20 protein-coding genes and 2 pseudogenes are annotated in these 25,395 nt (G+C 64.1%); 12 read left to right on the top strand and 10 right to left on the bottom strand.

Translation table 11 applies throughout. The annotated features are described in order from the left end of the window. Positions 1 to 101 precede the first annotated feature (101 nt). From AB0J88_RS05125 to AB0J88_RS05135, 3 genes are all read left to right on the top strand, one after another. Positions 102 to 1,769 (top strand): N-6 DNA methylase, encoded by a 1,668-nt coding sequence (locus AB0J88_RS05125; RefSeq protein ID WP_364352989.1) that lies wholly within the window; start codon positions 102 to 104, stop codon positions 1,767 to 1,769. 23 nt (positions 1,770 to 1,792) lie between these two features. Further along, positions 1,793 to 2,434 carry a restriction endonuclease subunit S gene (locus AB0J88_RS05130; RefSeq protein ID WP_364352991.1) on the top strand — a complete coding sequence of 214 codons (642 nt, stop codon included), beginning with the start codon at positions 1,793 to 1,795 and terminating at the stop codon, positions 2,432 to 2,434. 622 nt (positions 2,435 to 3,056) lie between these two features. Beyond that, positions 3,057 to 5,357, top strand: a complete 2,301-nt coding sequence (locus AB0J88_RS05135) for an ATP-binding protein (protein WP_364352541.1) — start codon at positions 3,057 to 3,059, stop codon at positions 5,355 to 5,357. A gap of 111 nt (positions 5,358 to 5,468) precedes the next feature. On the opposite strand, the gene AB0J88_RS05140 is transcribed toward AB0J88_RS05135, so the two are convergent. The 3 genes and pseudogenes from AB0J88_RS05140 to AB0J88_RS05150 all read right to left on the bottom strand — a co-directional run bounded on the left by AB0J88_RS05140 (position 5,469) and on the right by AB0J88_RS05150 (position 6,548). After that, positions 5,469 to 5,630 carry a type I restriction enzyme endonuclease domain-containing protein gene (locus AB0J88_RS05140; RefSeq protein WP_364352994.1) on the bottom strand — a complete coding sequence of 54 codons (162 nt, stop codon included), beginning with the start codon at positions 5,628 to 5,630 and terminating at the stop codon, positions 5,469 to 5,471. 68 nt (positions 5,631 to 5,698) lie between these two features. Next, positions 5,699 to 6,154, bottom strand: a pseudogene (locus AB0J88_RS05145) (type I restriction enzyme endonuclease domain-containing protein); the annotation flags it as partial. Continuing rightward, positions 6,108 to 6,548 carry a type I restriction enzyme endonuclease domain-containing protein gene (locus AB0J88_RS05150; protein WP_364352544.1) on the bottom strand — a complete coding sequence of 147 codons (441 nt, stop codon included), beginning with the start codon at positions 6,546 to 6,548 and terminating at the stop codon, positions 6,108 to 6,110. The pseudogene AB0J88_RS05145 and the gene AB0J88_RS05150, both read right to left, overlap by 47 nt. 246 nt (positions 6,549 to 6,794) lie before the next feature. Between AB0J88_RS05150 and AB0J88_RS05155 the strand changes: the two genes are divergently transcribed. The 3 genes from AB0J88_RS05155 to AB0J88_RS05165 all read left to right on the top strand — a co-directional run bounded on the left by AB0J88_RS05155 (position 6,795) and on the right by AB0J88_RS05165 (position 12,789). Then, entirely contained in the window at positions 6,795 to 8,390 is a 1,596-nt protein-coding gene (locus AB0J88_RS05155) for a class I SAM-dependent DNA methyltransferase (protein ID WP_364352547.1), read from the top strand. A 73-nt stretch (positions 8,391 to 8,463) separates the two neighbouring features. After that, on the top strand, positions 8,464 to 9,561 hold the full coding sequence (locus tag AB0J88_RS05160; protein WP_364352550.1) for a restriction endonuclease subunit S: 1,098 nt from the start codon (positions 8,464 to 8,466) through the stop codon (positions 9,559 to 9,561). Between the two features lie 18 nt (positions 9,562 to 9,579). Beyond that, the gene (locus AB0J88_RS05165) at positions 9,580 to 12,789 is read left to right on the top strand and encodes a type I restriction endonuclease subunit R (RefSeq protein WP_364352553.1); all 3,210 of its coding nucleotides are present in this window, start codon (positions 9,580 to 9,582) and stop codon (positions 12,787 to 12,789) included. Positions 12,790 to 13,670: 881 nt separating this feature from the next. Here AB0J88_RS05165 and AB0J88_RS05170 read toward each other — a convergent pair. Next, a complete protein-coding gene (locus AB0J88_RS05170; protein WP_364352556.1) occupies positions 13,671 to 13,931 on the bottom strand; it encodes a hypothetical protein in 261 nt (86 codons plus the stop codon). Between the two features lie 151 nt (positions 13,932 to 14,082). Between AB0J88_RS05170 and AB0J88_RS05175 the strand changes: the two genes are divergently transcribed. Continuing rightward, positions 14,083 to 14,361 (top strand): hypothetical protein, encoded by a 279-nt coding sequence (locus tag AB0J88_RS05175; protein ID WP_364352559.1) that lies wholly within the window; start codon positions 14,083 to 14,085, stop codon positions 14,359 to 14,361. A gap of 134 nt (positions 14,362 to 14,495) precedes the next feature. On the opposite strand, the gene AB0J88_RS05180 is transcribed toward AB0J88_RS05175, so the two are convergent. From AB0J88_RS05180 to AB0J88_RS05205, 6 genes are all read right to left on the bottom strand, one after another. Further along, positions 14,496 to 15,797 carry a hypothetical protein gene (locus AB0J88_RS05180; protein ID WP_364352561.1) on the bottom strand — a complete coding sequence of 434 codons (1,302 nt, stop codon included), beginning with the start codon at positions 15,795 to 15,797 and terminating at the stop codon, positions 14,496 to 14,498. Then, the gene (locus AB0J88_RS05185) at positions 15,794 to 16,486 is read right to left on the bottom strand and encodes a GGDEF domain-containing protein (protein WP_364352564.1); all 693 of its coding nucleotides are present in this window, start codon (positions 16,484 to 16,486) and stop codon (positions 15,794 to 15,796) included. Before AB0J88_RS05185 ends, AB0J88_RS05180 begins: the two co-directional genes overlap by 4 nt. Before the next feature lie 120 nt (positions 16,487 to 16,606). Further along, entirely contained in the window at positions 16,607 to 17,434 is an 828-nt protein-coding gene (locus AB0J88_RS05190; protein ID WP_364352567.1) for a hypothetical protein, read from the bottom strand. Next, complete coding sequence (locus AB0J88_RS05195; RefSeq protein WP_364352570.1) at positions 17,431 to 17,901, bottom strand: hypothetical protein; 471 nt, start codon at positions 17,899 to 17,901, stop codon at positions 17,431 to 17,433. The genes AB0J88_RS05190 and AB0J88_RS05195 overlap by 4 nt, the downstream gene beginning before the upstream one ends. A gap of 315 nt (positions 17,902 to 18,216) precedes the next feature. Continuing rightward, entirely contained in the window at positions 18,217 to 19,059 is an 843-nt protein-coding gene (locus tag AB0J88_RS05200) for a DNA methyltransferase (protein WP_364352573.1), read from the bottom strand. Next, the gene (locus tag AB0J88_RS05205) at positions 19,052 to 19,615 is read right to left on the bottom strand and encodes a hypothetical protein (RefSeq protein WP_364352576.1); all 564 of its coding nucleotides are present in this window, start codon (positions 19,613 to 19,615) and stop codon (positions 19,052 to 19,054) included. The genes AB0J88_RS05200 and AB0J88_RS05205 overlap by 8 nt, the downstream gene beginning before the upstream one ends. A 261-nt stretch (positions 19,616 to 19,876) precedes the next feature. On the opposite strand from AB0J88_RS05205, the gene AB0J88_RS05210 reads away from it, so the two are divergent. From AB0J88_RS05210 to AB0J88_RS05230, 5 genes and pseudogenes are all read left to right on the top strand, one after another. Next, positions 19,877 to 20,638: a hypothetical protein gene (locus AB0J88_RS05210; protein WP_364352579.1), complete on the top strand. Its 762-nt coding sequence runs from the start codon at positions 19,877 to 19,879 to the stop codon at positions 20,636 to 20,638. Positions 20,639 to 20,950: 312 nt separating this feature from the next. Then, positions 20,951 to 21,097: pseudogene (locus tag AB0J88_RS05215) on the top strand (transposase); the annotation flags it as partial. A 394-nt stretch (positions 21,098 to 21,491) separates the two neighbouring features. Beyond that, complete coding sequence (locus AB0J88_RS05220; RefSeq protein WP_364352582.1) at positions 21,492 to 21,836, top strand: hypothetical protein; 345 nt, start codon at positions 21,492 to 21,494, stop codon at positions 21,834 to 21,836. Continuing rightward, complete coding sequence (locus AB0J88_RS05225) at positions 21,833 to 24,304, top strand: nuclear transport factor 2 family protein (RefSeq protein WP_364352585.1); 2,472 nt, start codon at positions 21,833 to 21,835, stop codon at positions 24,302 to 24,304. Before AB0J88_RS05220 ends, AB0J88_RS05225 begins: the two co-directional genes overlap by 4 nt. 799 nt (positions 24,305 to 25,103) lie before the next feature. Beyond that, positions 25,104 to 25,391, top strand: coding sequence for a pilin (locus AB0J88_RS05230; protein WP_364352588.1), 288 nt, complete (start codon positions 25,104 to 25,106; stop codon positions 25,389 to 25,391). Positions 25,392 to 25,395: the final 4 nt, after the last annotated feature.

Raw genomic sequence — 25,395 nt, forward strand, 5'->3', positions numbered from 1 at the left:
AGCAGGCAGCGGACCCGCCACTTGACTGCGCTGATAGATGCGGTGAAGGGCAACCGCCGACGTGGCGGTACTCCCGTCCGCCGTCGGGCGGGTCAGTGACCATGCCGTTCCCCGAAGGCATGATGACGAGGGATGACTTGGCGCACGCTGCGGCCGTCACTCCCCAGGCAGTTAGCACGTGGGCTCGCCGACATCACGACTTCCCGGCCGCCGTCTCGAACGGATCGCAGGCACTCTTTTCGACTCAGGCCGTGGCGCTGTGGCTCGACAGCCGCAAGATCCCGCGCAATGCATTGCTTTCAGGGGAACGCAGTGGAGCAACATACGGGACGCGTTTCCGTTCCGCGGTTGGACTGCCGACGTCCGGTGCCATCGACGAAGGGTCAGCCCGACAGTCGAAGGAACGACTCAACCAAGAGCTGTGGGTCCCGCTTGAGCAGCTCTTGCGGAAGAGCAGCGACCCAGAAGTATTTGAAGCTGTTGCTATGTCGCTGCTATGTCTTCGAGGAACCGATTCCCTTGGCTGGACGGAGTTGGCAACGGCCTCCGCCGCCACGATCCAGGAGACCCTGACGCACGTACGGAGCCGGCAGCCCGAAAGGCTAGCCAAAGCCACCGCTGCCTTACAGGACCTGCCCGCCACATCATGGTGGTGCTACCAGCTCGTCAAGCTCGTGTCAGTCATTGGGTCGGAGCGGATAAACCCTGCACAAGCATTTGACTACCTGCTTGATCGGTTCGCACAGGAACGGCACAGCAGCCGCGATGAATACCTTCTGCCTGCGGAGTTAGCCAACCTGATGGTCCAGATGCTCGGGCCCAAATCCGGAACGCGCGTGCACGACCCTTGCTGTGGAACCGGCAGCCTACTGCTCGCCGCCGCGAACCAGCTCGGTGTTGACAGCGCGCAGGCGTCAGCAACCATGACCGGCCGGGCAGCATCGATGAGGACCTGGCGTATGGCAAACATCAACATCGCTTTACGGGGCATACAGATCGACCTCGGCGATGGGCCGCCCGCAGATCCGCGAGAAGTCGATGCCGGCTCTGGCCCCTTCGACGCGGTGCTCCTCAACCCACCCTTCGGCATGAGGACCTGGAGCACGCCTACCCGACGCGATCCGCGATCGTGGCCCCATGGCGAACCGTCCCCGCACAATCCGGCCTTCGCTTGGTTGCAGAGTGCGCTCGAGGTACTGGCGCCGGGCGGCCGAGCCGCCATAGTCATGCCCAATTTGACCACGTTCGCAAGGACCGGTCGAGAGCGGAGTATCCGGCGAAGCTTGGTCGACGACAGAGTCGTTCACTGTGTGGTAAGCCTGCCCAACCAACTTTTTCGCGAAACGACAGTCCCGGTTACCCTTTGGATTCTGGCGCATCCCAACGACAGCTTCGGCGACGAGGTCCTGCTAATCGACGCTCGCTCGGCCGCCCACCGGGACGGACCCACCCATCGGGTGCTGAGTCATCGCGGTTGCCGGGCGATCCTCGATGCATATCGCAGTTGGGGTAGGGGCGCCGGAAAATTCCCAACGACAGTCGACGATGTACGGTCAGCCGCGGTGGCCATCGCTGAAATTCGAGAGCGGGGCTACGACCTTCAGGCGACCACCTATCTAGATCAACATAGACTCGCCCCAGTCAGGGGCCGGACCGACGAACAACTCAGAAGCCTGCCAGCTGAAATGACGAGACTGGACTCGGAGGCGCAGTCAGCGGACGCGGCTCTAGATCGGCATCTTAGGGAGCTCGCGCTGTGGACACGTTGATCGGAAAGGTCCCGGACGCTTGGATGGCGCGACGCTTGGATGACTGCTGTGAGCTTCAGACAGGTCCGTCTGGCTCCGTGCTCACGCGCTCGGACCATCTCATAGGAGGCATCCCAGTGGTGAAGGCCGGCGACGTCGGTCCGGACGGCATCGCCCTCAACCCCAGGGCTTCCGTCGGTGCCACTACCGCCGAACGGCTGCAGAAGTATCGTCTCGAATCCGGTGACATCGTATTCGTCCGCATCGGACGGACAACTAGGCACGCTGTGGCGACCGACGCGCACCGCGGTTGGGTGCTCGGCAGCTCCTGTATCCGCGTTCGTGCGCTCCGGGAGGTGTTGCCTGCGTACCTTTCTTGCTACCTGACCCATCCGGCGGTCCAGGAATGGCTCGTTGGCAACACCAACAGCGGTGTGCTGCCGACACGCAACACGGGCAACGTCGGCAGCCTTCCACTTGTCCTTCCCCCAGTTGCCGTCCAAGAAGGCGTGGTTCAGGTCGCAAGACTCATCGATGCGAAGATCAGTGCACACAAGAACGTTATCGAGGCAACGCATACGCTCCGCGACCTGCTGATCCCACGGCTGCTTGCGGGGAATCCCATGCCGCCCGGCTCTCCGGGAGGGGAGGGCGCCATCGAGAATCAGCCTTATCTCAGCGGGTGATTCAGAGTGGACCGGCAGCTGGCGCCTCTCGCTGCTCGGTCCCAGCGCCGACGCTTACCACACAGACCATAGTCGGCCTTGTGGTGTGACCGCGGACCGCTCCGGACGCCGGCGATGCGCAACCCGCAAGCGAACTCTCGTCATCGCTCGACACCGCGTCTGGGCGTTGGCGAGGTTCGACGACCATGCCGATCTGCCCGTCTGCGCGACTGGAACAGATACTTCTCCGCCAAAACACCGCGGGCATCGCTCCGGCGAACGTGTTGGCCTGAGCGCCTCCCCATGGCGGCGCGGGCTCGGCGTTCGCGACAGGCTTCCCCGACAGCGACGGACTGACCCTAATCAGTCGTGGCAGTCCGGTCGCAGAGGGACGGTGCCTGACTCTGCTGGCGGGCCTCGGGCGAGCACGCCGCTGGCACGAGCCGTCTAAACCTAGGCTGATCGTTGTGACCGAGTGCGGTTACGAGACTACCCTTGAACGCCCGCGCGCTGTTTCCGTAGGAGTTCACCGTTCCACATTGACCTACCCTCCAAGCCCAAACGGCGACTACGATCGGTCGTAACGACCTTACCAACGAGGAAACTGGCCGTTTGCATACGGAGCGGAGGAGGAGACGCCTGGATGAGGTCTTACCTATCACTTTCTGATCACGACTTCGAGTTGTTGATCGCAGACTTGCTCGGCGCCGAACTCGGAGTGACGTTCGAGGTATTCGCCAGAGGACCTGATCAAGGAATAGATTTACGGAGAATTCGTGATCCGGAGCCGCCTGACGTTATCCAATGTAAACACATGCAAGGAAGCTCGTATGCGCAACTTAGGAATTCCGCGCGCCGCGAGGCTAGGACCCTTTCGGACAACGCGCAAGTAACCTCCTCATACCGCTTTGTTACCAGCAAGCCTCTGTCGCCAAACGGGAAGAAGGAGCTGGCAGGCATCCTTTCGCCCTGGGTCCTGCGGGAAGACCACATTTATGGGGCTGACGATTTAGAGGGCCTACTGAACCGCCACGAAGCAGTGGAGCGATCGCATATAAAGCTTTGGCTCTCCAGCTTCTCTCAACTCGACGAACGCCTACATGCGGCCACGTGGACCCGAAGTCGACAACTCCTGGAAGAAATACTTCTCGCTCTGCCAAGGTACGTCGAGACCGGAGCGTTTCGGGGCGCGAGAAGACGCCTTCGTCAAGAACGGGTACTTGCAATTTCCGGACCACCAGGCATCGGAAAGACGACGCTTGCGCGTTTGCTGTTGGCTGACGCCGTCCACGACGGATACGAGCCCGTCGAGATCTCGGCGGATATCGAGGAGGCCAACGAGGTCATACGTCGCGATGGCAAGCCACAAATCTTCTACTATGACGACTTCCTCGGTAGCACCTTTCTGCAGGACAGACTGGCCAAGAATGAGGACAGGCGACTGACGGCATTCATGCGCCGCTGCGCGGGTAGCGATCGGACGCTTTTGCTCCTGACGACCAGAGAACATATTCTTGCACAAGCAACGCAGTGGTACGAAGAGTTGGATCGCTCTGGCCTGCAATTGAGGCGCTTCCTTTTGGAACTATCTGCCTACACGAGGCTGGATAGAGCCCGGATCTTCTATAACCACGCGTGGCATTCCGGTCAGCTTTCGCAAAGCGCGCGCGAACAACTCTTCGAGAATGAGAGCTATTTGCGCCTAATCGATCATCCCCACTACAACCCTCGGCTCATCGAGTACGTCACCGGACTTGCGTCTCGGAAAATATCGGTCCTAGAGAATGCCGAATACGTCAAATTCGCGTTAGAGACCCTCGACAATCCTGATCTGATCTGGCGCCGCGCATTCGAGCAACAGCTGAACGACGACTGTCGCGATCTCCTGATCGCGCTGGTATCCATGCCCGGCGCAGCGACCCCTCGCGATGCCAAAGTGGCCTACGAAGCACTGGCGAAAGCTCGCGGGCGATTGCCGTGGAGCGGCGCCTATCGCGAGGCGCTAAAAGTACTCGACGACTCATTTATGCGCAGCTATGAGCGCGATGATGAGACATACATAATGCCTTCAAATCCCTCCATTTCGGACTTCGTAGCCTCGTGGCTAGTAGACCACACAGACGAAGCGGTGACTGGCCTTAAAGGATGCGTGTACTTCGAGCAGCTGAGATGGTATTCAGCAAAGATTCTGGCTGGAGCTATGCATCATCCGTCGGTGCTTGCTAGCGCGATGGCGGATGCCACGGTGCGGTGCTGGGGCAGCCCTAATCCGGGCTGGCGCGACGTCTATTGGCAGGGGGAGTCCACCGCACGCTTTAGCCAGGACTATGTGAGTGACGAGACTAGGCTGATCTTTGTGATCTTGGTCATGGCCAAAAATCTACATTACGCATCAGCCGTCCGACCTTGGCTATTGCTACGACTTAACGACCTCGAGCATCGCTGGATGAACGAGGCGCATCACGTGCCTGATCCTGCGGTCGTGGTCTCGCTGATTTCAGCGACCAAGGAGGCTGGACTGCTCACTGCAGGATTGGCAGAGGCCGCCCGTGTTGAACTTTCAAAGCGTCCGTACCTATACAAGTGGAGTCAGCTTGCACGTCTCAAGCGTCTGGTCCCTAACATATTTGATCGCGCTGGCGCCGACGCTAGGCCAGCATTGAAGACATTTCTGGATGAATCACTGAGTCCTGAGACTAGCGAACTGGAGTCGGCCTATCACCTGTACGAATTGCGCGACGTCGCGCAGTTCTTCGGGGTCGATGTCGAAGATGAACGGTTCGAAAGTGCGCTTGACTGGCTTCAGGAGCGCGAGCAAGACGCCGAGGGCGAAACGAGGGACGACGAGCCGCAATCGCCGATAAGTCGAGTTGGTCCTCCAGGAGAGAATGCGGCCATACGGGAACTCTTTGGTCGTCTGGCAAAGAATTCTGGCGCCGAATAATGAGATTAGATTCGTGGTAGCGCATCGCCATCGAAGTCCCAGACATGCTCCAAGAGGTCACTGCTCGCAATATCAATGCGAGGTGGTCCAGTTTGCAAACAGCTCCGGCTGCTAGAGCACGAGGTCGATCGCCTTCTCTTCGCGATCTGGCGGATAGTGGTACTTAGCGAGCAGCCGGCGGACCTTAGAGCGCATCGCAGCGCGAACGCTGTCCTTGAGGTTCGAGTCGATAGTCGCGCTGGAGCGCACCGCCGACACGAGGTCGCGGGCGATCCTTCCTGAGTTTCGTCGCCCATATCCGCCACTGCCGCGTCATTCTGCACAATGGCGCCGTAAAACGCGATCTCATCGTCGCGCAAGCCGAGTTCCTTCTGACTGTTGGCGTCGTTGCGCCTCTCTTTTGCCAGCCTGACAAGCTCGGCGATAATTTCCGCGGTCGTTCACGTGCGGTTGGTGTACAGGTTGATGGCCTCTTTTAGTTGCTCGGAGATCCTGCGCGCCTGCACAACATTGGTGCGCTGCACCGTTCTGATCCGATCATTGATTAGCCGTCGGAGTAACCCCATCTGTAGATTGGGCTCTTATGCGTCAGGCTATCCTAGGAACTCGTCCGAGAGGATGGACGACTCGGGGTTCTCAACGCCGGCGAGCTTGTAGATGTCTACCACTTGGTCGGCGGCGATGGCTTCGTTGACGAGTTGCCCAATTGCGGTATCGATTTCGACCGCGCCAGGGCGGCCGCGCCCTGAGTCAGGGTTCTGGATCTTCAGAATGGCTGAGCGTACGTCCATGAGCATGCGGGCGTTCGTTGCGGATCGCGAGCGCCGCACCACGGGCACCACACAGGGCAATCGCCTTGGCAAGCGCAAGCACCTGGTCGTTGAAACTCTCGGTACGATCGGCGCTGGCCGTCACGAAGTCGAGCAACACGGCGTGCTGCGCCAACCGCTCCGCCGCGGGCAAGCCGGACGACGAGTCGAAGTCGCAGTCGGGTAGAAGCCCTTTTACGATGTCGTGCCTCTCCAACATCGCTGTGACCAGTTCTTCGATGGGCACACCCGCTTGGTCCTGGTCGGAGGGTGAGTACTCCGTAAGGGCTTGCTGCAGGCTGGCGAACACGCCGATGTAGTCGACGATCAGGCTTCCGGGCTTGTCGCGGAAGGTTCGGAGGCGAAGGGCTGTGGCTGTCAAGGACCGATTGACGGGGCGGCGCAGCCACCGGCTAGGTTGTCCATAATGTAGCTACAAGCCCGATTGCTACGGCGGCGGAGCGACCAGGACACTGGACAGGCGGAGCAGGGCGGAGCCGAGTGGACATCTCGACGAGCTGCTTGGTCCGGGTAGGCTAAAGCTTTGATCTTGTAGACGGCCCGAGATGGTGTAATCCTAGATGAATATAGACAATCTTGACGCTTCCACGACCCAGGGATCACGCTGATGGCTGGACGCCCCCGGAAGCAGCAACCAGTAAAGCCCCCAAAGCCACTTGAGGCTCGCCTATGGGACGCCGCTGACGCACTGCGAGGCAACCAAGAACCCTCCGAGTACAAGCACGTCGTCCTCGGCCTGGTGTTTCTCAAGTACATCTCTGACCGCTTCGAAGAACGCCGCCGCACGATCACAACGTCGCTTAGCAATCCGAGCTCGGACGACTACATCCCGAACGAGGCCCGTCGAGCGCAGTTCATCGAGGACCGCGACGAATACACGAGCCACAACGTCTTCTGGGTGCCCCCAGAGGCCCGCTGGCAGGCGATCCAGGACCGTGCGAAGCTGCCCAGCGTCGGTCAGGACATCGACGCCGCGATGGACGTCATCGAGAAGGAGAATCCCAGCATCCGCGGCGTCCTGCCGCGCAACTACGGCCGCGAGGGACTCGACAAAAGCCGGCTCGGCCAGCTCGTGGACCTGATCGGCTCAATCGGCTTCACCGAGTCCGACGACCACGGCTCAGACGATGTGCTGGGCCGCGTGTACGAATACTTCCTTGGCCAGTTCGCCGGCAAGGAAACCGGCAAGGACGCCGGGGCGTTCTACACACCTCGGTCCGTCGTCAAGACGCTGATCGAGATGCTGGAGCCCTATCACGGTCGCGTCTACGACCCAGCCTGTGGTTCCGGTGGCATGTTCGTTCAGTCCGCCGAGTTCGTGAAGGTCCACGACGGCAAGCGCACTGACATCTCGATCTACGGCCAGGAGTTCACTGACTCCACCTGGCGGCTGGCCAAGATGAACCTCGCCCTGCGCGGCATAGAAGCAGACCTCGGCGACCGCTCGGCCGATTCGTTCGCGCAAGACCTCCACCCGGACCTGCGGGCCGACTTCGTGCTCGCCAATCCGCCGTTCAACGTCTCCAATTGGTGGGACCCCAAGATGCAGGACGACCCGCGTTGGAGGTACGGCAAGCCGCCCGTAGGCAACGCCAACTTCGCCTGGGTGCAGCACTTCATCTACCACCTCTCCCCGAGGGGCACAGCCGGGTTCGTCTTGGCAAACGGATCTTTGTCATCGAAGTCTGGCGGGGAGGGCGATATTCGCCGCAGGCTCGTTGAGGCCGATCTCGTGGACTGCATCGTCGCGATGCCTGACAAGCTCTTCTTCAACACTGGCATCCCGGTCAGCCTCTGGTTCATCTCTAAGGACCGTCATGGCAACGGCCACCGCCAGCGTAAGGAAGAAGTCCTTTTCATCAACGCCCGCAAGCTAGGCGCCATGCAGACCCGCCGCTTGCGCGCACTCGCCGATGACGACATCGCCAAGATCGCCGATACCTATCACGCCTGGCGCAGTCACGGCGGCGGGTACGCGGATGTGTCCGGCTTCTGCAAGGCAGCAACTCGCGACGAGATCGCCGGCCACGACTTCGTGCTCACACCTGGGCGGTACGTCGGCGCCGAAGAAGCCGAAGCAGACGACGAACCCATCCAAGAAAAGGTCGAACGGCTAACCAAGGAGCTGTTTGCGGAGTTTGACCGTGGAGACGAGCTTGAGGAGGCTGTACGGCAGCAGCTCGGAGCGCTCCATGTCGACTAACTCGGCGAAGGCTCCACTTGGTGCAACGCTTGCGCGAGGACTTGGATCTGTCGAGTCGATTCTGTGGCCCCTCGTGAGGGCTAACACGCTGTTCGAGCTGCGCTACGGAAGGGCTCTCGTCGAGGCCGCGCGGCGGCCCGGCCGAATTCCTGTATACGGCACGAACGGCCGATGCGGCAGCCACGACACGCCCCTGTTTAAAGGGCCCGGGCTGGTGCTTGGGCGTAAGGGCCAGGGACCGCTAGGTGTTGAGTGGGTTAACGGCGACTTCTGGGTTATCGACACGGCTTACGCGTTGGAACCAATTACGAATGACGTCGATCTCAAATTCTCGTATTACCTGATCAAGCACGTCGGACTTAACCACCTCAAGGACGGTACGTCCAATCCGTCGCTTGGGCGGGACACGTTCGCCTCACAACTCTTTCCGCTGCCGCCGATCGAGGAACAGCAGCGGATCGCGAAGACATTGGGCGCCTTGGACGACAAGATCGCGTCGAACCGCCGAGCCATCAGCCTCGAATTTGGGCTAGCGAGTTCCCAGCTTTCGACTGGCACGAAAGCGTTGCGCGTCGGTGACGTTGCGACGATGAAGAAGGGGCTGTCCTACAAGGGCGCGGGACTCGATGATGGCAGTGCAACCAACGCCCTGCCGATGCTGAACCTTGCGAACTTCACGACGACAGGCCAACTCAACGCCGAGGGAACCAAGTACTACGCAGGCGACTTCAAGCCCGCACATCGCTTGCGAGAGTTCGAATTACTCGTTGCGAACACGGACTTGACACAGTCGCGGGAAATTCTCGGCCGAGGGTTCTTGGTGCCCCCCGCATTTGCAGGCTCAATTCACACCCATCACACCTCGGTTGTCCGTTTTACTGGCTCTCCGTGGATGGCCGCGTTCCTGTGGGCTCAACTCCAATCGCCTGAGTTCCGCGAACGAGCCGAAGGCTTCGCCACGGGGACGACTGTGACTGCACTTCCCGTTGAGGCATTGCTCGACTTCACGTTTCGCGTGCCCGCCAACCCAGAACGGCTCTTCGAACAGGTGTCGACTTTGATTAGACACGCGTGGCAGCTTGAGGGGCAGAACAACCGACTTGTTGCAATCCGCGAGGCACTTTTGCCGGAACTACTGTCAGGACGTATTCGCGCCACCGGGGGCCGATAAGGCCGAGGAGGTCCTAGCATGAGAGCCCTGAATGAGTCGACGGTCGAGTTGGCCGCGCTGGAGTACCTCCGGCAGCTGGGCTATTCGACAATGTTCGGGCCTGACATTGCGCCGGGCGGGGAGCACTCCGAGCGATTGTCGTACGAGCAGGTATATCTGTACGACCGGCTGCGTGGTGCTGCGCTGAGGATCAACGCTATTAGCCACAGCGGCCTAGTAGATGAGGCGATCAAGCGCTTGCAACGAGCCGAATCGCAAAACCCGCTTGCCGAAAACCTCCGTGTTCACAAACTGCTAACGGAGGGGGTGCCAGTCGAGCATCGCGGCAGCGACGGCAGAATCCGTACCCACCGGGTGTGGCTGGTCGACTTTGAGGATCCCACGAATAACGACTGGTTGGCCGTCAATCAGTTCACAATCTTGGAGAACGGCAAGAACCGTCGGCCGGACATATTAGTGTTCCTCAACGGCATCCCGCTCGGGCTGTTTGAGCTAAAGAACCTAGCTGACGAGCATGCCACGCTTAGGAGCGCCTGGAATCAGGTCCAGACCTACCGATCCGACATTCCTGCCATCTTCACGCCGAACGCCGTAACCGTTATCAGCGACGGCACAAGTGCGGCGATGAGTAGCTTCACCGGCGGCTTCGAACACTACGTGCCGTGGAAGACGATCGACGGCCGAGAGGTCATCACCAGCCTGCCAGCGCTGGAGGTGCTGATTAAAGGCGTCTTCTACCAGAAGCGATTCCTCGATTTGCTGCGAAACTTCGTGCTGTTTTCCGACGAAGCGAACGGGCTCGTAAAACGGGTTGCCAGATACCACCAGTACTGGGCGGTGAACGCGGCCGTAGAGTCGACGGTGGAAGCGGCCGGCCCGGACGGCGACCGGCGGGGCGGTGTTGTCTGGCACACGCAGGGATCGGGCAAGTCGATCGAGATGCTGCTGTACGCGGCCAAAATCATGCGCGATTCACGCATGGGGAATCCAACGCTGGTGTTTATCACCGACCGCAATGACCTTGACGATCAACTGTTTGGTGAGGTATTTGCTCCGGCCGAAGTCTTGCCCGAGAAGCCAGTACAAGCCGACTCTCGGGCCGAACTGCGGACGCTGTTGCGCCGAGCCTCTGGTGGCATTGTCTTCACGACTCTGCAGAAATTCGCCCCGGAGACGACCGGCGACACCAACCCCGTCCTGACCGCTCGGCGCAACGTTATCGTCGTGGCCGACGAGGCGCATCGTTCACAGTACGGCTTTAGGGAGTCCCTAGCTCCCGACGGCACGCTTAAAGCTGGGCTAGCCAAGCACATGCGCGATGCGCTCCCGAACGCCACGTACCTCGGTTTCACCGGCACCCCGATTGAGGCGAGCGACCGGTCGACCCGCTCGGTGTTTGGCGACTACATCGATGTCTACGACCTCACCCGCGCCGTCGAAGATGGCGCGACGGTGCGGATCTTCTACGAGTCACGTCTGGCCAAGGTATCCCTCGACCCTGACGACCACGATGCCCTCGACGCGCTTGCCGATGAGATCACCGAGGGCGTCGAGCAAGATGAAGCGATTCGGGCGAAATCGAGGTGGGCGCGCCTTGAGGCCATCGTGGGTGCTGACGACCGGCTCGATTTAGTTGCCGCCGACATCGTGAACCACTGGGAGAAGCGTCGGAGCGAGCTTTTCGGCAAGGCCATGATCGTCACGATGTCACGGCGCATCGCGGTTAGCCTGTATAACAAGATCATATGTCTGCGGCCCGACTGGCACAGCGACGATCCCACAGTAGGGAAGGTCAAAGTTGTCATGACCGGCTCCGCCGCTGACCCGGCCGAATTCCAACCGCACATCTACCCGAAGGATGTCCGGAAGGCACTCAAGCTGCGCGTCAAGGACCCGAACGACCTCCTTGAGATCGTCATCGTCCGGGACATGTGGCTGACAGGCTTCGATGCGCCCGTCATGCACACCATGTACGTCGATAAGTCGATGCAGGGTGCCGGGCTTATGCAAGCCATTGCCCGCGTCAACCGCACTTTCCGCGACAAGCCCGGCGGCCTGATCGTCGACTTCATTGGCGTGGCCACCAACTTGCGTAAGGCGCTTGCGGAGTACTCGCCCAGCGACCGTGACCAGGCCGGTGTGCCAATCGAAGATATGATCGCCGTGATGCTCGAAAAGCACGACATCGTTCGCGGCCTGCTTCACCGTTGTGCTTTCGACGCCTCACCGGCCTTGCCGGCGGCCGAGCGCCTAGCCCAGCACGCTCTAGTCCTCGACTTCGTCATGGCCGACCCTGATCGCACCGCCCGCTTCCTTGACCAAGTGCTCGCTCTGGCCAAGGCCTTTGCCCTTTGCGGCTCGCGACACGAGGCCGCCGCCATCCGCAATGACGTCCGCATGTTCACCGACGTCCGCGCCGCCATCATGAAGATCCAGAATCCCGACTCGGGTCGAGGGGGTAGCGGGGCGGTCGAAATCGACACGGCGATTGGGCAGCTCGTCAATGGAGCCGTGGCCGCGGATGAGGTCGTCGACATCTACAAACTCGCAGGCATCGACAGCCCCGAGCTATCGATTCTTTCTGACGAGTTTCTCGACAACCTGGCCGGCAAGGATAAACCGAATCTGCAGATGGGGCTACTCCGTCGGCTCATCAATGACCAGATCAAGACCGTGAAGCGCACCAACGTTATCCAAGCGCGGCGCTTTTCAGAGCAGCTCGACGAAGCCATCAACCGCTACACCAACCGGGCGCTGACAACGGCCGAGATCATTGCCGAACTTGTCAAGCTCGCCAAGGAAATGCGCGAGGAGAACGACCGCCACAACAAGCTCGGTCTGAGCGTGCCCGAAGCTGCGTTCTACGACGCGATCGTGCAGAACGATGCCGCGGTTTTGCAAATGGGCGACGATGTCCTTAAGAAAATTGCCATCGATCTTGTTCAGGCCGTGCAGACGAGTGCCACGCTTGACTGGTCGCTCAAGCAATCAGTCCGGGCGGCCATGCGCTCCAAGGTACGCCGCCTCCTAGCCAAGTACGACTACCCGCCGGACCGCGAGGACAAGGCCATCGACCTGGTGTTGCAACAGGCCGAGTTGTTTGCCGGAACGTCTGTCGATATCGCTGGACTAGCCTCGAACCCAACCAGATCCACCCGAGTCGCCACCAGGCAGTACCACAACGTCGTCATTGATGACCAGATTGCCGACAAGCCGTCGACGTTCTAGGTGTGGTGTGCGAGTAGTAGTACTGGCGACGAAGGTCGAAGCGAACCACTCGACCACACTCGGAGTGAGCCGCTCCTCGATGCTGGGCGGGCGGATGCAGGAGCTCAGCAGTGCCGCTGGGCTGAACCGCGACCTGGGCCGGCCGTTGGTCTGCTTTCTACCGACAGCAGTGGGTCCAGTTTCAGCCGTCGGTGACGTCGCATAACGCCGACGGCATGCCGGCTGCAAATCGAGAAAATCACCCTAGCTTTGGCTCGTAAAGCCAGATGGTTCTCCGGTGGCGCTCAGGCGTTCGCGATTTCCTATCGCGGAGTCGACCCTCGTCTCTCGTGCCCGCTGGCCGTAGTGTCTTTGCCGATTCGATATGCCTGCGGCCGTGCAACCTGGTTGCTCCGTAGCTGCTCGGATGTCGACAACTCGCGACGGACAGTTTGACACGCCGCGGACGGCTCTCAGCTCTGCCACTTCGTACGTCACAGGCCTCTGGAGGAAGGGTAGCGTGACCAGCACGGACGCCCTCGGACGTTCAGCTACGTTCGCGGACCTCGGCGGGACATGCTTCAAGAACGACTCGGAAGCCGCCCTACAGGGGACTTTTAATCCGTTGGGTTAATGTCCGGGTAGCTCGCTGCGATCCAAGTGTCCGATCGTTGCCCACCTTGCCAACATGGACCAGAGCGAGATTTCAACCTCGGCGGACGCTGCACCCTCCGCCCTGCCCCTGGTGCCATCTGTAGACTTGGATGCTGTGGCGCGAGACGCGGGAACCCAGAAATGCGCGGGTTGCGTCAGCCAGGCGGCCGAGGTGGCTAAACACGAAAGCGCTCGCCGTCCTCGTTCGCGCGTGCTCGTGTGGCGGCGACGGGTTTGACCTGCCTGCTTCAGTCCTCGGCGGTGATTCCTTCCGCCCGTAGGTATTTGCGGATGGTCTCGCGGGTGAGTCCGGTTAGCTGCGCGATCTCCTTCTGGCGCATGCCGTTTTGATACGCGACGACAGCGGCGCCGGCGACCGCGATCTTTCCCTTCGCCACCTCTGCTCGTGCGGCGTCGAGAGCCTTGCGAGCGCGCCCAACCTTTGCCTGCGCTCGGGCTAACGCGCGGACTGCCTCGGGAAGGCTCGGCGTTGAGGGTTTTTCCGTCACAGAGGCATTCTTCCTTGGCATGCTATGCCTGTCTACGTGCCGGCAATTGGCCCGATTAGCTATTGCTGAATAGGCCAATGTGCGCAACGATGATTGGCATGGCTGACCACCCTGGCCGGCCCCAACTATGTGGACAGCCGGAAGGGGAACTGTGGAATCACTGATCGCGCATCCCCCATGGTGTCGGCGCGCCGATTGCGCCGATCGCGGTGAGCACACGTCCGCACCGACGCCCATGAGCAGCGCGGGCGACCTGGTGGGCATCGACGCCACGCTCGTCGAGCTCGCCGATGCCGGAGTCACGCTGGTGCGGTTGACCTTGACCGACGATGGCGAGGCCACCGTGTTCGCACTGTCGCTCGACCAAGCAAAAACGCTCACCCGCTCGCTCGGCGACGTCGTCGACGCGGGCACTCACCAGCCTTCCTGAGGTCCTTGGATCGTCCGCTTCCGGGTTGGCACTCATCGCGGCGACGAGGACGAAGGGCCCCGACCTTAGCGGTCGGGGCCCTTCCCTATGTATGAACCTGCCTTGCGTGATCGCAGGTCGCGGACGGTTACACCTCATTTACCGCCGACCGGCGGCGGGGGTTGCGGTCGACCGCTGCCGAGGACGCGCACAGTAGTGCTGGCCTTGATCGGGGAGTCGGCAGGCCCGCGCAGGAACGGATCGATCCAGCGGGGACGCCGAAGCGCTCTGCGGGGGCCGTAGGCGACGTTGCGCCAGTGCGGCGTGACCCAGACTCTTTCCATCAGCGGCGGCCGGGACGCGCCGTGGGTGTCGGCGCGGCTCTGCGTTCGGGCCGCTCGCCGCCGGATGCTGACGATGGTGACCTCGGGAGCAGGACGGCCGGCTCTGGCGTACGTCCCGCGGACAGCCTTACTGGCCGTCGACGATCGAAGCTCGGCCAGCTCCTGGGCAATCAGCAGCCACGTGGTAGCGAGGGCAGCTGTCGGCTCGGCGGCCCCGCCGATCGTCTGGTCGTCGACGACGCTGCGGACGCTCATCGGGACCAGCCAGCCGATCTGCTCGCGGACCCGTTGCAGCGGCGTGCCGTGCAGGCCTTCGCCGATGGTGCGGTAGCAGACGATGTCCCATCCGGTGCGGGTCCTCGTCCAGGAGGCGGCGGTAGCGTGCTGCGCACCGATGGGACGTGACCAGACGAGCAGGCCGTCATCTGCGGGCAGCAGGTCGCGGCTGATTGTCACATCGGGGAGTCTGGCGCAGGCGCCGTCGGTGAGGTCGGTGAACTCGCCGTCGATCCAGATGAGGTGCCCGCGGTCGAGGCCGTCGGCGATTGCGGGCGCGGCGGCCCGGAACGTCGACGGCAGCAGGCGCGGGTAGCGGTACAGCCGACCGAGCCGGTCGCGGATCTTGGGGATGGTGCGTGGGTCGATGGCGGTGGCGGGCCATGCCGTGGTGGTGAGCAGGACGGTCCGATCCTGGTCTAGGCGCTCGAGGAACCCGCGGTGGAACTCGGCGACATGTCGGAACGCGCCCGGGGATGCGATGCCGAGAGCGCCGGCGGCGTGCCGGGAAAGGTGGTCAATTTTGCCGTCCTCGATCAACGTATGGCAGGTGGCGCACGCCGCCCAGCGGTCGCCGTAGCGGTTGACGAGGGTGGTGTCGGCGCCGTGCGCGATGCTGGTGAGGTCGCCACCGTGCAGCGACCACAATGGGTGCGGGTCGCCGCAGAAGTCGCATCGGCGGTGGACGGTGTCCAGGTTCCGCGTCGGGACGGGATCAGGTCGGTGGTCGGTCACGGGACCGTGGCCGTCGGGGTGGACGTAGACGGCGGGGTCGCCGGATGTGTTGAGGACGCGCAGGCAGGTCCGGCAGGCCATCTCCTCAGGCGGCTGGGTCACGGGTTCACCTCCCCGGTGCGGTGGTCGCGGGGGCGGGGTCCGCGGCGGGCGGCTTGGGCGGGGATGGTCATGCCGGGCCGATAGAGGCGATGGGTGTTGCCGCCGCCCTGGTGCTTGGCGTGGTACATCGCGGTGTCGGCGTGCCGCATGGTCACCGCCTCGAAGTGCTCGTCGGGCTGGGCGACGGTGACTCCGACGCTGACGGTCGGCGTGATCTGTGTGGTGATGCCGTCGGGTCCGCGCACGTAGGCGGGTTCAGCCACCCGCGTGACGAATAGGGCGGCGATCTGGGACGGGTCGCGGCCGGCGGCGGGTAGCAGCGCGGCGTATTCGTCGCCGGACAGGCGAGCGGCGGTGCCGCCGTAGGCGGCTGCGGTTTCTTTGATGCGGCAGGCGACGGTGACGAGCAGTTCGTCGCCGGCTTCGTGGCCGAAGGTGTCGTTGACTGCCTTGAAGTCGTCGATGTCCAGCAACAACAGGATCATCGGCGTCGGTGGGTCGAGCGCGGCGGCGTCGGCTTCGATGAGCAGACCGTCGCGGTTCAGTAGCCCGGTGAGCCGGTCGGCGAGCAGCATCCCGGTCATCTCGAGGACTCGTGTGTAGGCGTCGCGGATTGCCCGCTGACGGACCAGCAGCCCGATGGCGAGCCCGATTAGTCCGCTGGCGATCAAGGCGAAGAGTAGGAACACTGGGATCCTCCTTTGGAGAACCCGGGACGCCGTCGTTTGGTAGGCGTAGGCGTCCCGGGTCCATAACGACGAAGGCCCGCCAGCTGGCGGGCCGTTTCTGTGCTTCTAGGGAGTTGCTGGCTAGGTGGTTGGTCGACCGCTCGTAGCTAGGGTTTGCGGGCCGATCTGCCACGCCGAGCCGACGCGGACGGGGAAGCGACCAGCGCTAGTTGCTTCTCCGTGCCATGACGGCTGTTGGGGTTCATCGGTTCGCGGGCGCCGGCGCAACACGATGGTGGGCTCGGTGGGTGCGCCGGGTTGGCGGTGCTCGTACCGCTCGGAGAGCAGGTTGACGTAGTCGACGGCGGAGAAGAAGGCGGCGTAGTCGCCGTGCACGGTTACGCCACCGAGGCGGTCGCAGCAGGCGACGTTGACCGGGTGCCAGCCGTTGACGGCGACGGTGGCGATGTGGCCGCAGTCCAGGGAGAGGTCGAATACACAGAGCCTGTGGAGCTCGGCGTCGGGTTGGCTGTGGGCGGGAAGCTCTGTTGCCGGCTTGCCGCGAAGGTACGGGCGGAGGGTGTCGACGTGTAGCGGCGGACCGTCGATCCGGGTCGGAGTCGCGATCGGACGCCAGCCGTCCGGCTCGCACGCCAACCAACTGGTCGCGTCGTGCTGATCAGGCCAGACGGCGACGACGTCACCGACCGACAGCGACCGCAGGCTGATGAGTCGGTATACCTTGGCGGCGAGGGCAGTCTCCGCACTCACGGATCCGGTTCGGGGCAGCGTGAACTGGTCGAGGTCGGCGTTGAACGTGTGGAATGCCCAGTCGGCGGCCGTGTCAGGGCCGGCATGCGTCGAGGGGTCGAGGCGGCATGAGAGGGCGCCGGTGAGCCAGTCTCCGTCGGTGTATGCCGAGAACCTGGACTGCATGTTGTGGTAGGTGCTGACGAGGAGGGCATTCATGATCGCCCTCCGGATCGACCGGTCAGTGCGAGGTACGCACGGTTCAGGTCGCTGGTGACGTACTCTCCGCCGTCCCCGGCGGTCGCGAGAGCGTCGCTGACCCTCCGGCTGATCGGATCGGCAGGTGCTCCCATCGCGACGATGATTCGTGCGTTGTCGGCGAGCCGCTGGGCGGTTTGCGCGAGGTAGGCGTGGAGCAGTGCCATGCCGCGTAGCAGGTGGGCAAGGTCGTCTTTGTCGTGGATGGCCGCGCCGTGCGTGGCCGTGTCCAACAGCCGCGTCGCGGAGAGCAGTCCGAGCCGGACAGCGAACATCGTGTGTTCGCGGTCGAAGAATCCTTCGTCGCCGAGGATGCCGGCGGCTGCGGCGTACACGGTCGCGATCTGCTCCGTGTCAGGGTCATCGGGGTCCGGCGTCGTGTCGGCGAGGAAGTCGCCGTCCATGAGGTACCACGCGGGTTTGAGCATCTCCCCTCCTGAGGGCGTGAAAGGTCGGCGGCCGTGGAATGGCCGCGCAGTGAGGTGGGTCCCGGAAATGGGGCGACCGGGAGGGAGGCTGGTTGCTTGAGCGGGCGATGTGATGGCCGCCGACCGAGTGAGGTGGGCGCGAATGCCGTCGCGGCGCGTCAGACCAGCCGAAGAGAACAGCGAACCCTCAGGCTAAGCGCGTCAACGATCCTTGCGGCTGCGCTGTCAGGCCTCACGATCTGGCGAAGCCTGACAGCGCGAGCCGGTCGTCGAACGGACACGCACCATGCGTTCGTCCGCGAAATCCAGCCGCTTTCAGCTGCGCCGAAGGATGAGGACGTCTTCGTGCGCGACCAGGTGCGCCGGTATCCCTTCCGCGCGAGATCTGCGCACGGCCATGAGCCCGAACATCGACGCGCGGTGCACGATCTGTCCCTCGCGGACCGCGGCCAGCATCGCGGCACACCGTTCTACCGGTACGAAGCCGACCGATTGGGCTACGCCCATGAGCTCGCCCGGCAGGTCGATGAGGTCGTCGGGGCGCCGACGGACCGGGCGGCAGGTGATGATCAGGGTGCCGCCGGGTCGCAGCAGTGTGTGGCTGGCGGCGAGGATCGTGGCGAAGCCGTCGAGAAGTCCGGACCAGCCGGCGTAGGCGAGGTTGCCGCGGTTCCGGTCTCCGTAGATGTGTGCGCGTTTGCTGACGCCGGCCCTGGTGAGGGTGACTAGTCCGTGGGTGTACCGCCCGTACGGTGGTGAGGTCAGCACCAGGGCGACCTGCCCGAGCGCGGATGCCGGGACCAGGTCGAGCAAGCTGGTGGCGTCGCCGGTGATGACCTTCGCGGTGCCAGTCGCGCCGTGCGACGCGGCGTGGGCGACGTTTGCCTCGGCCAGGGCAGTGAACCGGGACTCGATGTCGACTCCGAGGGCGTTGCGGCCGAGGTGCATGGATTCGACCAACGTCGTACCGGATCCGCACATCGGGTCGAGGACCAGATCGCCGGGTGCGGTGTAGGAGGCGATGGCGTGCGCGGCGAGGTTGGGCAGCATCTTGCCCGGGTGTGTGGATGACTCGGGCAGGTACCGGCCGCGCCGCTGGTCGCGGGATGGCCGCTGGCAGGTCAGCCAGATGGACGTGACCGGCACGGGCTCAGCCATCGTGGTCTCCGTCGGCGTGTGACCGGGTCAGGACGAGAACATCGGTGTGGATGTTGAGCTGTGCGCGGCTGCCCGGTGTTGGCGCGCGGTGCGCGGCGACGATGTGCTGCAGGTACGACAGGCCGGCCTCCTTCGCGGCGATGACGACGTCGACCGGCTGGACGGGATCGCCGTGCGGGAGCAGGACGGCCACACACCCGCCGGCGATGAGGCCCGCCTGGCAGCGCCTGAAGAAGTCGGCGCTGTCGGCCGGCGGCCATTCCGTGACGATCAGGGCGGCAGTCTCATGGCCCCAGCCTGGGGCGTTCGCCGGGCCGGAGTGGCTGCGGCGATGAGCGGCGATGATGGCTCGGGTCAGCTGCGGACCTGAGGTGAGGTCGATGATCAGGTCCGAGGTGTGGGTGAGGTTGTGGACGAGCCGCACGCCCATCGGAGCCGACATGGTCTCGTCTGGTTGCGGTGCGGGTACCGCCCAGACGGTGATCGGGACGGGCGGGTCGCCGGGCACCACGTCCCCGATGGGGACGGGCGCGGCATGGTGGTTCGGGTCGGTCATGGGCGTGGTGGCCCCCGGACCGGCGCGGGCGTACTGACGACCCCTAGTGCGCGGCTGTCAGCGCGATCGAACCCACCGCCGCGCTGACAGACCCCGTCACATCCGACCGCCTGTCACGCGAGTGCAGTCGCCTGGTGTCTGACAGGGCCTGTCAGGACCTGACCGCAGCCGCACATGTCCTCGTCCTGTCAGCACGGGGTGTCCCAATCGAGGTCTCGCTGCCGCCAGCTGGCGGCAGCTGACTCCACGAGAGGGACTGCCATGCCGACCCATGTCCGCTCCGCACTCACCGCCGCCGAGACCGCGTTCGGGTTCCTCGCCTGCGAGCCGGCGCCACTGGCCCTGGACGCGAGGCCCGTGCCCGGCCTGCCCGACCGGATGCTGCCGCTCGACGAGCTACGGGAGCTGTTGGTGACGCAGACCTACGACAGCTCCACCACCGACGCGGTGTGGCGGCAGCTCGCCCACCAGGCCCGCGAATGGGGACCGGCCTGGGTCGTCGGTGCCGTCGGGCTCGCGCTGCCTGGGCTGACGCGCATGGCCGCGAAGATCAGCCGCGGGTACGCACGGCACGCCGACGACGTCGACTCCGAAGTCCTGGCCGGCTTCCTGCAGGCGCTACGCACCGCCCCGCTCGAGCCGCCGCGGCTATGGCTGCGGCTGTGCTGGGCAGCATGGCGAGCCGGCGTCGCCGTCGTCACCGCCGACGAATCTGACGAGCTGCCACCGGACGTGCCAACCGGCTCGCGATCGCCGTCCCTGCCATACGGTCACCCGGATCTCCTGCTCGGCCGGGCCGCAGCGGCCGGCCTCATCTCAACCGAGGCGGCCGAACTGATCAGCTCCACCAGGTTCGGCGACGCGCTGATCGAACAACTCGCTGCCGAACGCGGGCTCACGGCGCCGGTGCTGCGGATGCGCCGCCGGCGAGCCGAGCGCGCCGTGGCCGCCGCCGTCCGTCGCGGCGACCTGTCCAGCCCGAAACCTGGCCGAGCTCGCCGGGCCCCAGACGTGGCCGCGTGACGCGGGTGGCTTGTTCGCGAGTTTGGGCGCCAGATGTTCGCGCCTCTTGGCCATGTTGCCGGACCCGCGAACCATAATGCTCGTGAGAACCGGCACCACCCGCGGATCTTGGCCGCCCGGTGGTGCTGGCGGTCGCTCCCGAACCCGTTCACGCTGCGTTCAAAGCGACAGAGGCCACGCGGGGCGCGAATGCGCGGATCTGCCGAGATGAGTTCATCCGGTCCTCCGTCCAGGCACACCATCCCCGAACGCGCCGACCAGCAGGCCAACCGCCGCCGACGCGGCGACCGAGGCGGCCGTCCACCCGAGTTCGACCGGCAGCTCTACAAGCGCCGCAACGTCGTCGAACGATGCTTCAACCGGCTCAAGCACTGTCGCAGCGTCACGACCCGCTACGACAAGACAGCCACGTCCTACCGGGCCTGCGTGACCATCGCCGCGCTACTCCAATGGCTATAAGCCTTTGAAGACACGGCCTAGAGCCGCAAATGGAGTCCAGCCCGGTGCGCCGAGACGGCCTCGTGGTGGGCGCATCCGACTGCTAAGGCCAGAGGCGTTTGACCTGGCGGGGACGGTCGACCGATGGCTGGGCGGCCCAGTCCCGGCCGCGCACGCAGAGGCTTTCCGGCACGGGCTGATCAGCTGGGAGATCGCCTGGGACGCCGACCCGGCGGTGTCCTACCTCGCCGCTATGACGCCCAGCGGTGACGGCCTGACTGTCGGCCGGTGGTAGCTCGAGCCCTGCGCGCCTTTCAGTTCGGCAGTACTGAGCGGATGTGAATCAATTGTCGATCATCAATAGTGGTCGACATTCCGGGTTATGCTCGGGGTCAGCTGGGTTAAGGGGGACGGCGTGGGCGACAGTTTCACGTTCAATATCAACGGCGGCCAGGTTACCAACATCATCGGAAAGATCGAGGCCGAGCAGGTCTCCTTCGCCGCCGGCCTTCCGCAGGCGCTAACTGCACTGGCGGCCGAGGTGCGACAGGCCCAGGACGCCGGCGTTATCGACGGCGTGACGACCGCGGCGGCCGACCGGTACCTGGCCGACGCGCACGCCGCCCTCGCCCTGCCGGAGCCCGCGCGCCGGTCCGGCCTACTCAACGCGTTGCGCGGTTTCGCCGAGGCTGTCGCCCTGGCACCCGGACTGGTGCGCGGCGCCAACGAGATCATTGCCATGGTGCAAGGCATGCAATGACCGGCACCTTCAACCTCAGCGCGAGTGACTCCGCGCGGGTCGGCAACATGGTGGGCGTCGTCCACGGCAACGCGACGTTCTACCACGTCGGCGAGGGCGCCTCTCCGACCGAGAAGTACAGGGTCGGCCTGAACTACCTGCGCGGCAACGTCCCGCGCAAGGCGGAGGAGCTCATCCACGAGGCCGCCGTGCACGGCCACCGCGGCGCCGAGGCCGCGTACTACTGGGTGCTTGCGCTGTTCAGCGGCCAGACCTTCGACCACCTCGACGACGCGGACTTCGACAAGATCAACCAAGCCATCCGAATGGCCTACGACGACCGGCGGGCGGTTGCCGACAGCTGGCGGAGCGCGCTGGACGTGGTGATCCGGCTGGTGCAGTGTCTCGCGATCGAGATCGACGACACCGCCGAGGACGGCAGCTCCTTCGACGAAATTATGGCCAATTACCAAAAGTTGCCCGAGGCCCGCCGCGACGAGGTCCGCCGCCACCTCAACATGATCCTCGTCGGCGGCGTGCAGGACCAGATCGACGAGCTCGACGAAAAGGCGGTCCGGCAACAGCGGCTGGCCGGCGAACGCGTGAAACGCAGCCCGCAATTCTTCCTTCCCCCGCAGGCCAAGCCGGTATTGCGGCCGCTGGTGCTGCGCGGCACCGCGACCTGGCGGGAGATGCTACCCGGGGCGATCATGATGGCCGTCGGCACGGGCCTTTCATTGTGGCTCACCGCGGAGCACAGCGTGATCGCGGCCGGGCTGATCCTCGTACTCTGGGGCGGCGGCGGTTACCTGGCCGTCCGGTTGGGCGTCGCCCGGATCCGGCTGACCGCGGTCCGAGACAGCGAGGCGCCCTCGTGGGACACACGCGACGACAGCGTAAGCGCGCTACTTCGGGCGCTGATCGACACGCACTTCCGGCAGGTGAAGCCGGACGGCATCGCGGAAAAGACCTGGATGTCGGAGACCGGGAAACTGCGCGCCTCGATCGGACGCCGGCTCACCGCGCAGTACGGCTGGCGAAATTCGAAGTTCGCCCCGTTCGACATCGACTGGCTGGTGTCTTGGCACGCGTCCCGGGCGGCCGACCGCTGGCGCGAGTCACGGTCCGTGTCGGTGCCCGCGGCCGAGCCACTGTCCGTCCCGCTGCGGACCACGCTCGCGTACGGCGGCGGTCTGGTCGCGATCGGCGCTGGCGCCGTCGTCGCGCTCGAGACGCTTTCCGGCTGGTTCGTGCCCCTCGGGCTGATCGTGCTGGCGATCGGCGCGCTAGGAATCCGATCGATGGTCCTCAACGGGCGGGCGGTCATCGGCGACGCCGAGCTGATCCGCCGGGACGAGGACCGACGGCAACAAGAGCTGCGAGAGGAGGAAGAGGCCTTCGAGCGGTGGCACACGAATCGGCCCGATCGGCCCAGTGATGCGGAGATGGCGCGCTGGCTCGACTACGACAAGGCTCACATCAAGCACCTGGCGATGAGGCAGTTCGGTCTACGGAACCGGGACCTGATCGGCCATGTCCTGCTCACCCAGGCCGACGACCTCTGCATGCGCGCCCGGGTGCTCTATGGACCGCCCCGCTACTCGCGCTATCAGATCCGGCTGTTCCTGCTTACCACCCGGGGAATCCGGGAAGTAAACGTGCACCTGAACTTCATTACCGGTGCCGTCTTCAACGAACGGCGGACCGTCTTCCAGTATGGGTCGATCACCTCCGCCGAGGTTGGCGAAGTTAGCGTCCACGTTGACGGCGACGAACGGCAGATCAAGCGAGTAGAGAACAGTTCCCGGGCAAGGTCGGAGAACAACAAGCTAACCTTCGCGCATGCCCTGCACCTGACGCTGAACAACGGGCGGTCAACCTTCGTGCTGATCGAGAATTTCGACCAAGGCCTGCTCGATCGGGTTCGCGAGGACGCCTCCTACCTGGAGGAGCTGGCCCGCGACGCGGCCGGTGTCACGGGCGCGTTGCGCATCCTGGAGTCGATTGCGGCGGAGGGTGCTGCCTGGGTCGACGAGGAACGCCGCCGGCGCGACCGACGGCTCCGGCACTACCGCCAACGGCAGCGGCGCAGGGCGGCGGAACTCGACGGCGTGCCTTACCTGGACCTTTCGCCCCAACTCCCAGACGGGCGCAGCCCCGTGACGGTAACCATCGCCTTCAACGACCGGATCACCGCGGCCGATTTAGGCGGACTGGCCGCGCTAATGACCGAGGACCACACGTTCGTCGACTCCGGCGGCCGGGTGATGACCGGAAAGCGGGCATGCATCGACGCCTGGCGCGGCCTCCTGCACGTCTTTCCGGGGTATCGCAACGTCTTCATCTCGATCACCGCCGAAGGCGACACCGTCACCGCTACCGGCCACTCGGAGTGCGACGTGGCCCAGCTGGCTGGCCCGGCCCGCTGGACCGCCACTATCCGGGACGGCAAGGTCGCCCGGTGGCAGGTCAGTTCAGACGCCCGGTGAGCTTTACGACCACCCCGTCGCCTACGGACTTGCCGATCGCTCTGCGAATCTCGGCCTGACCGGAAGCTTGCGCCTGGCAGCCTGACGCAAGTCAACGCGGTGACCTTCAGTGCCTTTGCCAAGCAACGCGGTGAACTTATGTCGAGCTTCCGCCGGCATCAACGAGATCGACACCCTCGTCGTCGACGAGCGAAGTAGACACGTTGAGAGCCCCTCGCGTCGCGCGGATGCCTAGCAGCCTTGCCAAGCGGCCGGCGTCTGCGGACTTTGGGGTGTTGTCGTATTCCGCATCTCGTACATACCGGCACCGAAGCGGCCTCCTGGTCAGCCGTAGCGGCGCACGCTCATGCCGCAGACAAGGTGCGCCTGTCTCCGGCATCCGTCAACGTGCGTGAGTGACGCCCTGACGACACGGGGAGCCGGTCCTCGCCAAGGGAATTTGCCCAAGCTTGCGAACACCGAGAGGCGAGATCTCGATGGGACCCAAACTCAGCGACATCTGATTCCGGAACTCGCGAACAAAGCCAAGGGAGCGCGGCACCGACGCAGCCGCATGCTGTCAGGGCGTGACAGCGGCGGGCCGGGTTCGATCGGCCTGACAGCCGAGATCTGCGGAGTGCGTGCCAGTCACGGCACGTCCGCCCGGTGGGACCATCCGGCGCGGCCAACGGTCCGGCACGGCTGGCGACGGCGTACTGACATCGAGCCCTTCGCTACCCGCAAGGGAGGAGCGCCCCCACCGGACCAACGGTCTCCCAGGCCCCACCGCGGCGGCCCACCTCCCTCGTGGAGCGCCGCAATGCACACGTCCCTCTCGCTACTGGCCGACGCACTCGCCGTCGCGGCACCGCCGACGCCCAAATCCATCCCCGAGGTCATCGACGGCATCACCGGCTGGGTCATGGCGATCCTCGCCGCCGTCGCTACCATGTTCTTCGTCATCGGCGCCCTGCTCTACATGGGCGCTGGGAGCGAGAACCGGACCGAGCAGGCCAAGGGCTATTTCAAACGCTCGCTTCAGGGCTATGCACTCGCCGTCCTGTCACCGGTGATCCTGCAGATCCTGCAGGGCATCCTCGGCGGCTAGGCCA

Origin of the sequence: Asanoa sp. NPDC049475 (assembly GCF_040676915.1) — a bacterium.
Lineage (GTDB): Bacteria > Actinomycetota > Actinomycetes > Mycobacteriales > Micromonosporaceae > Asanoa.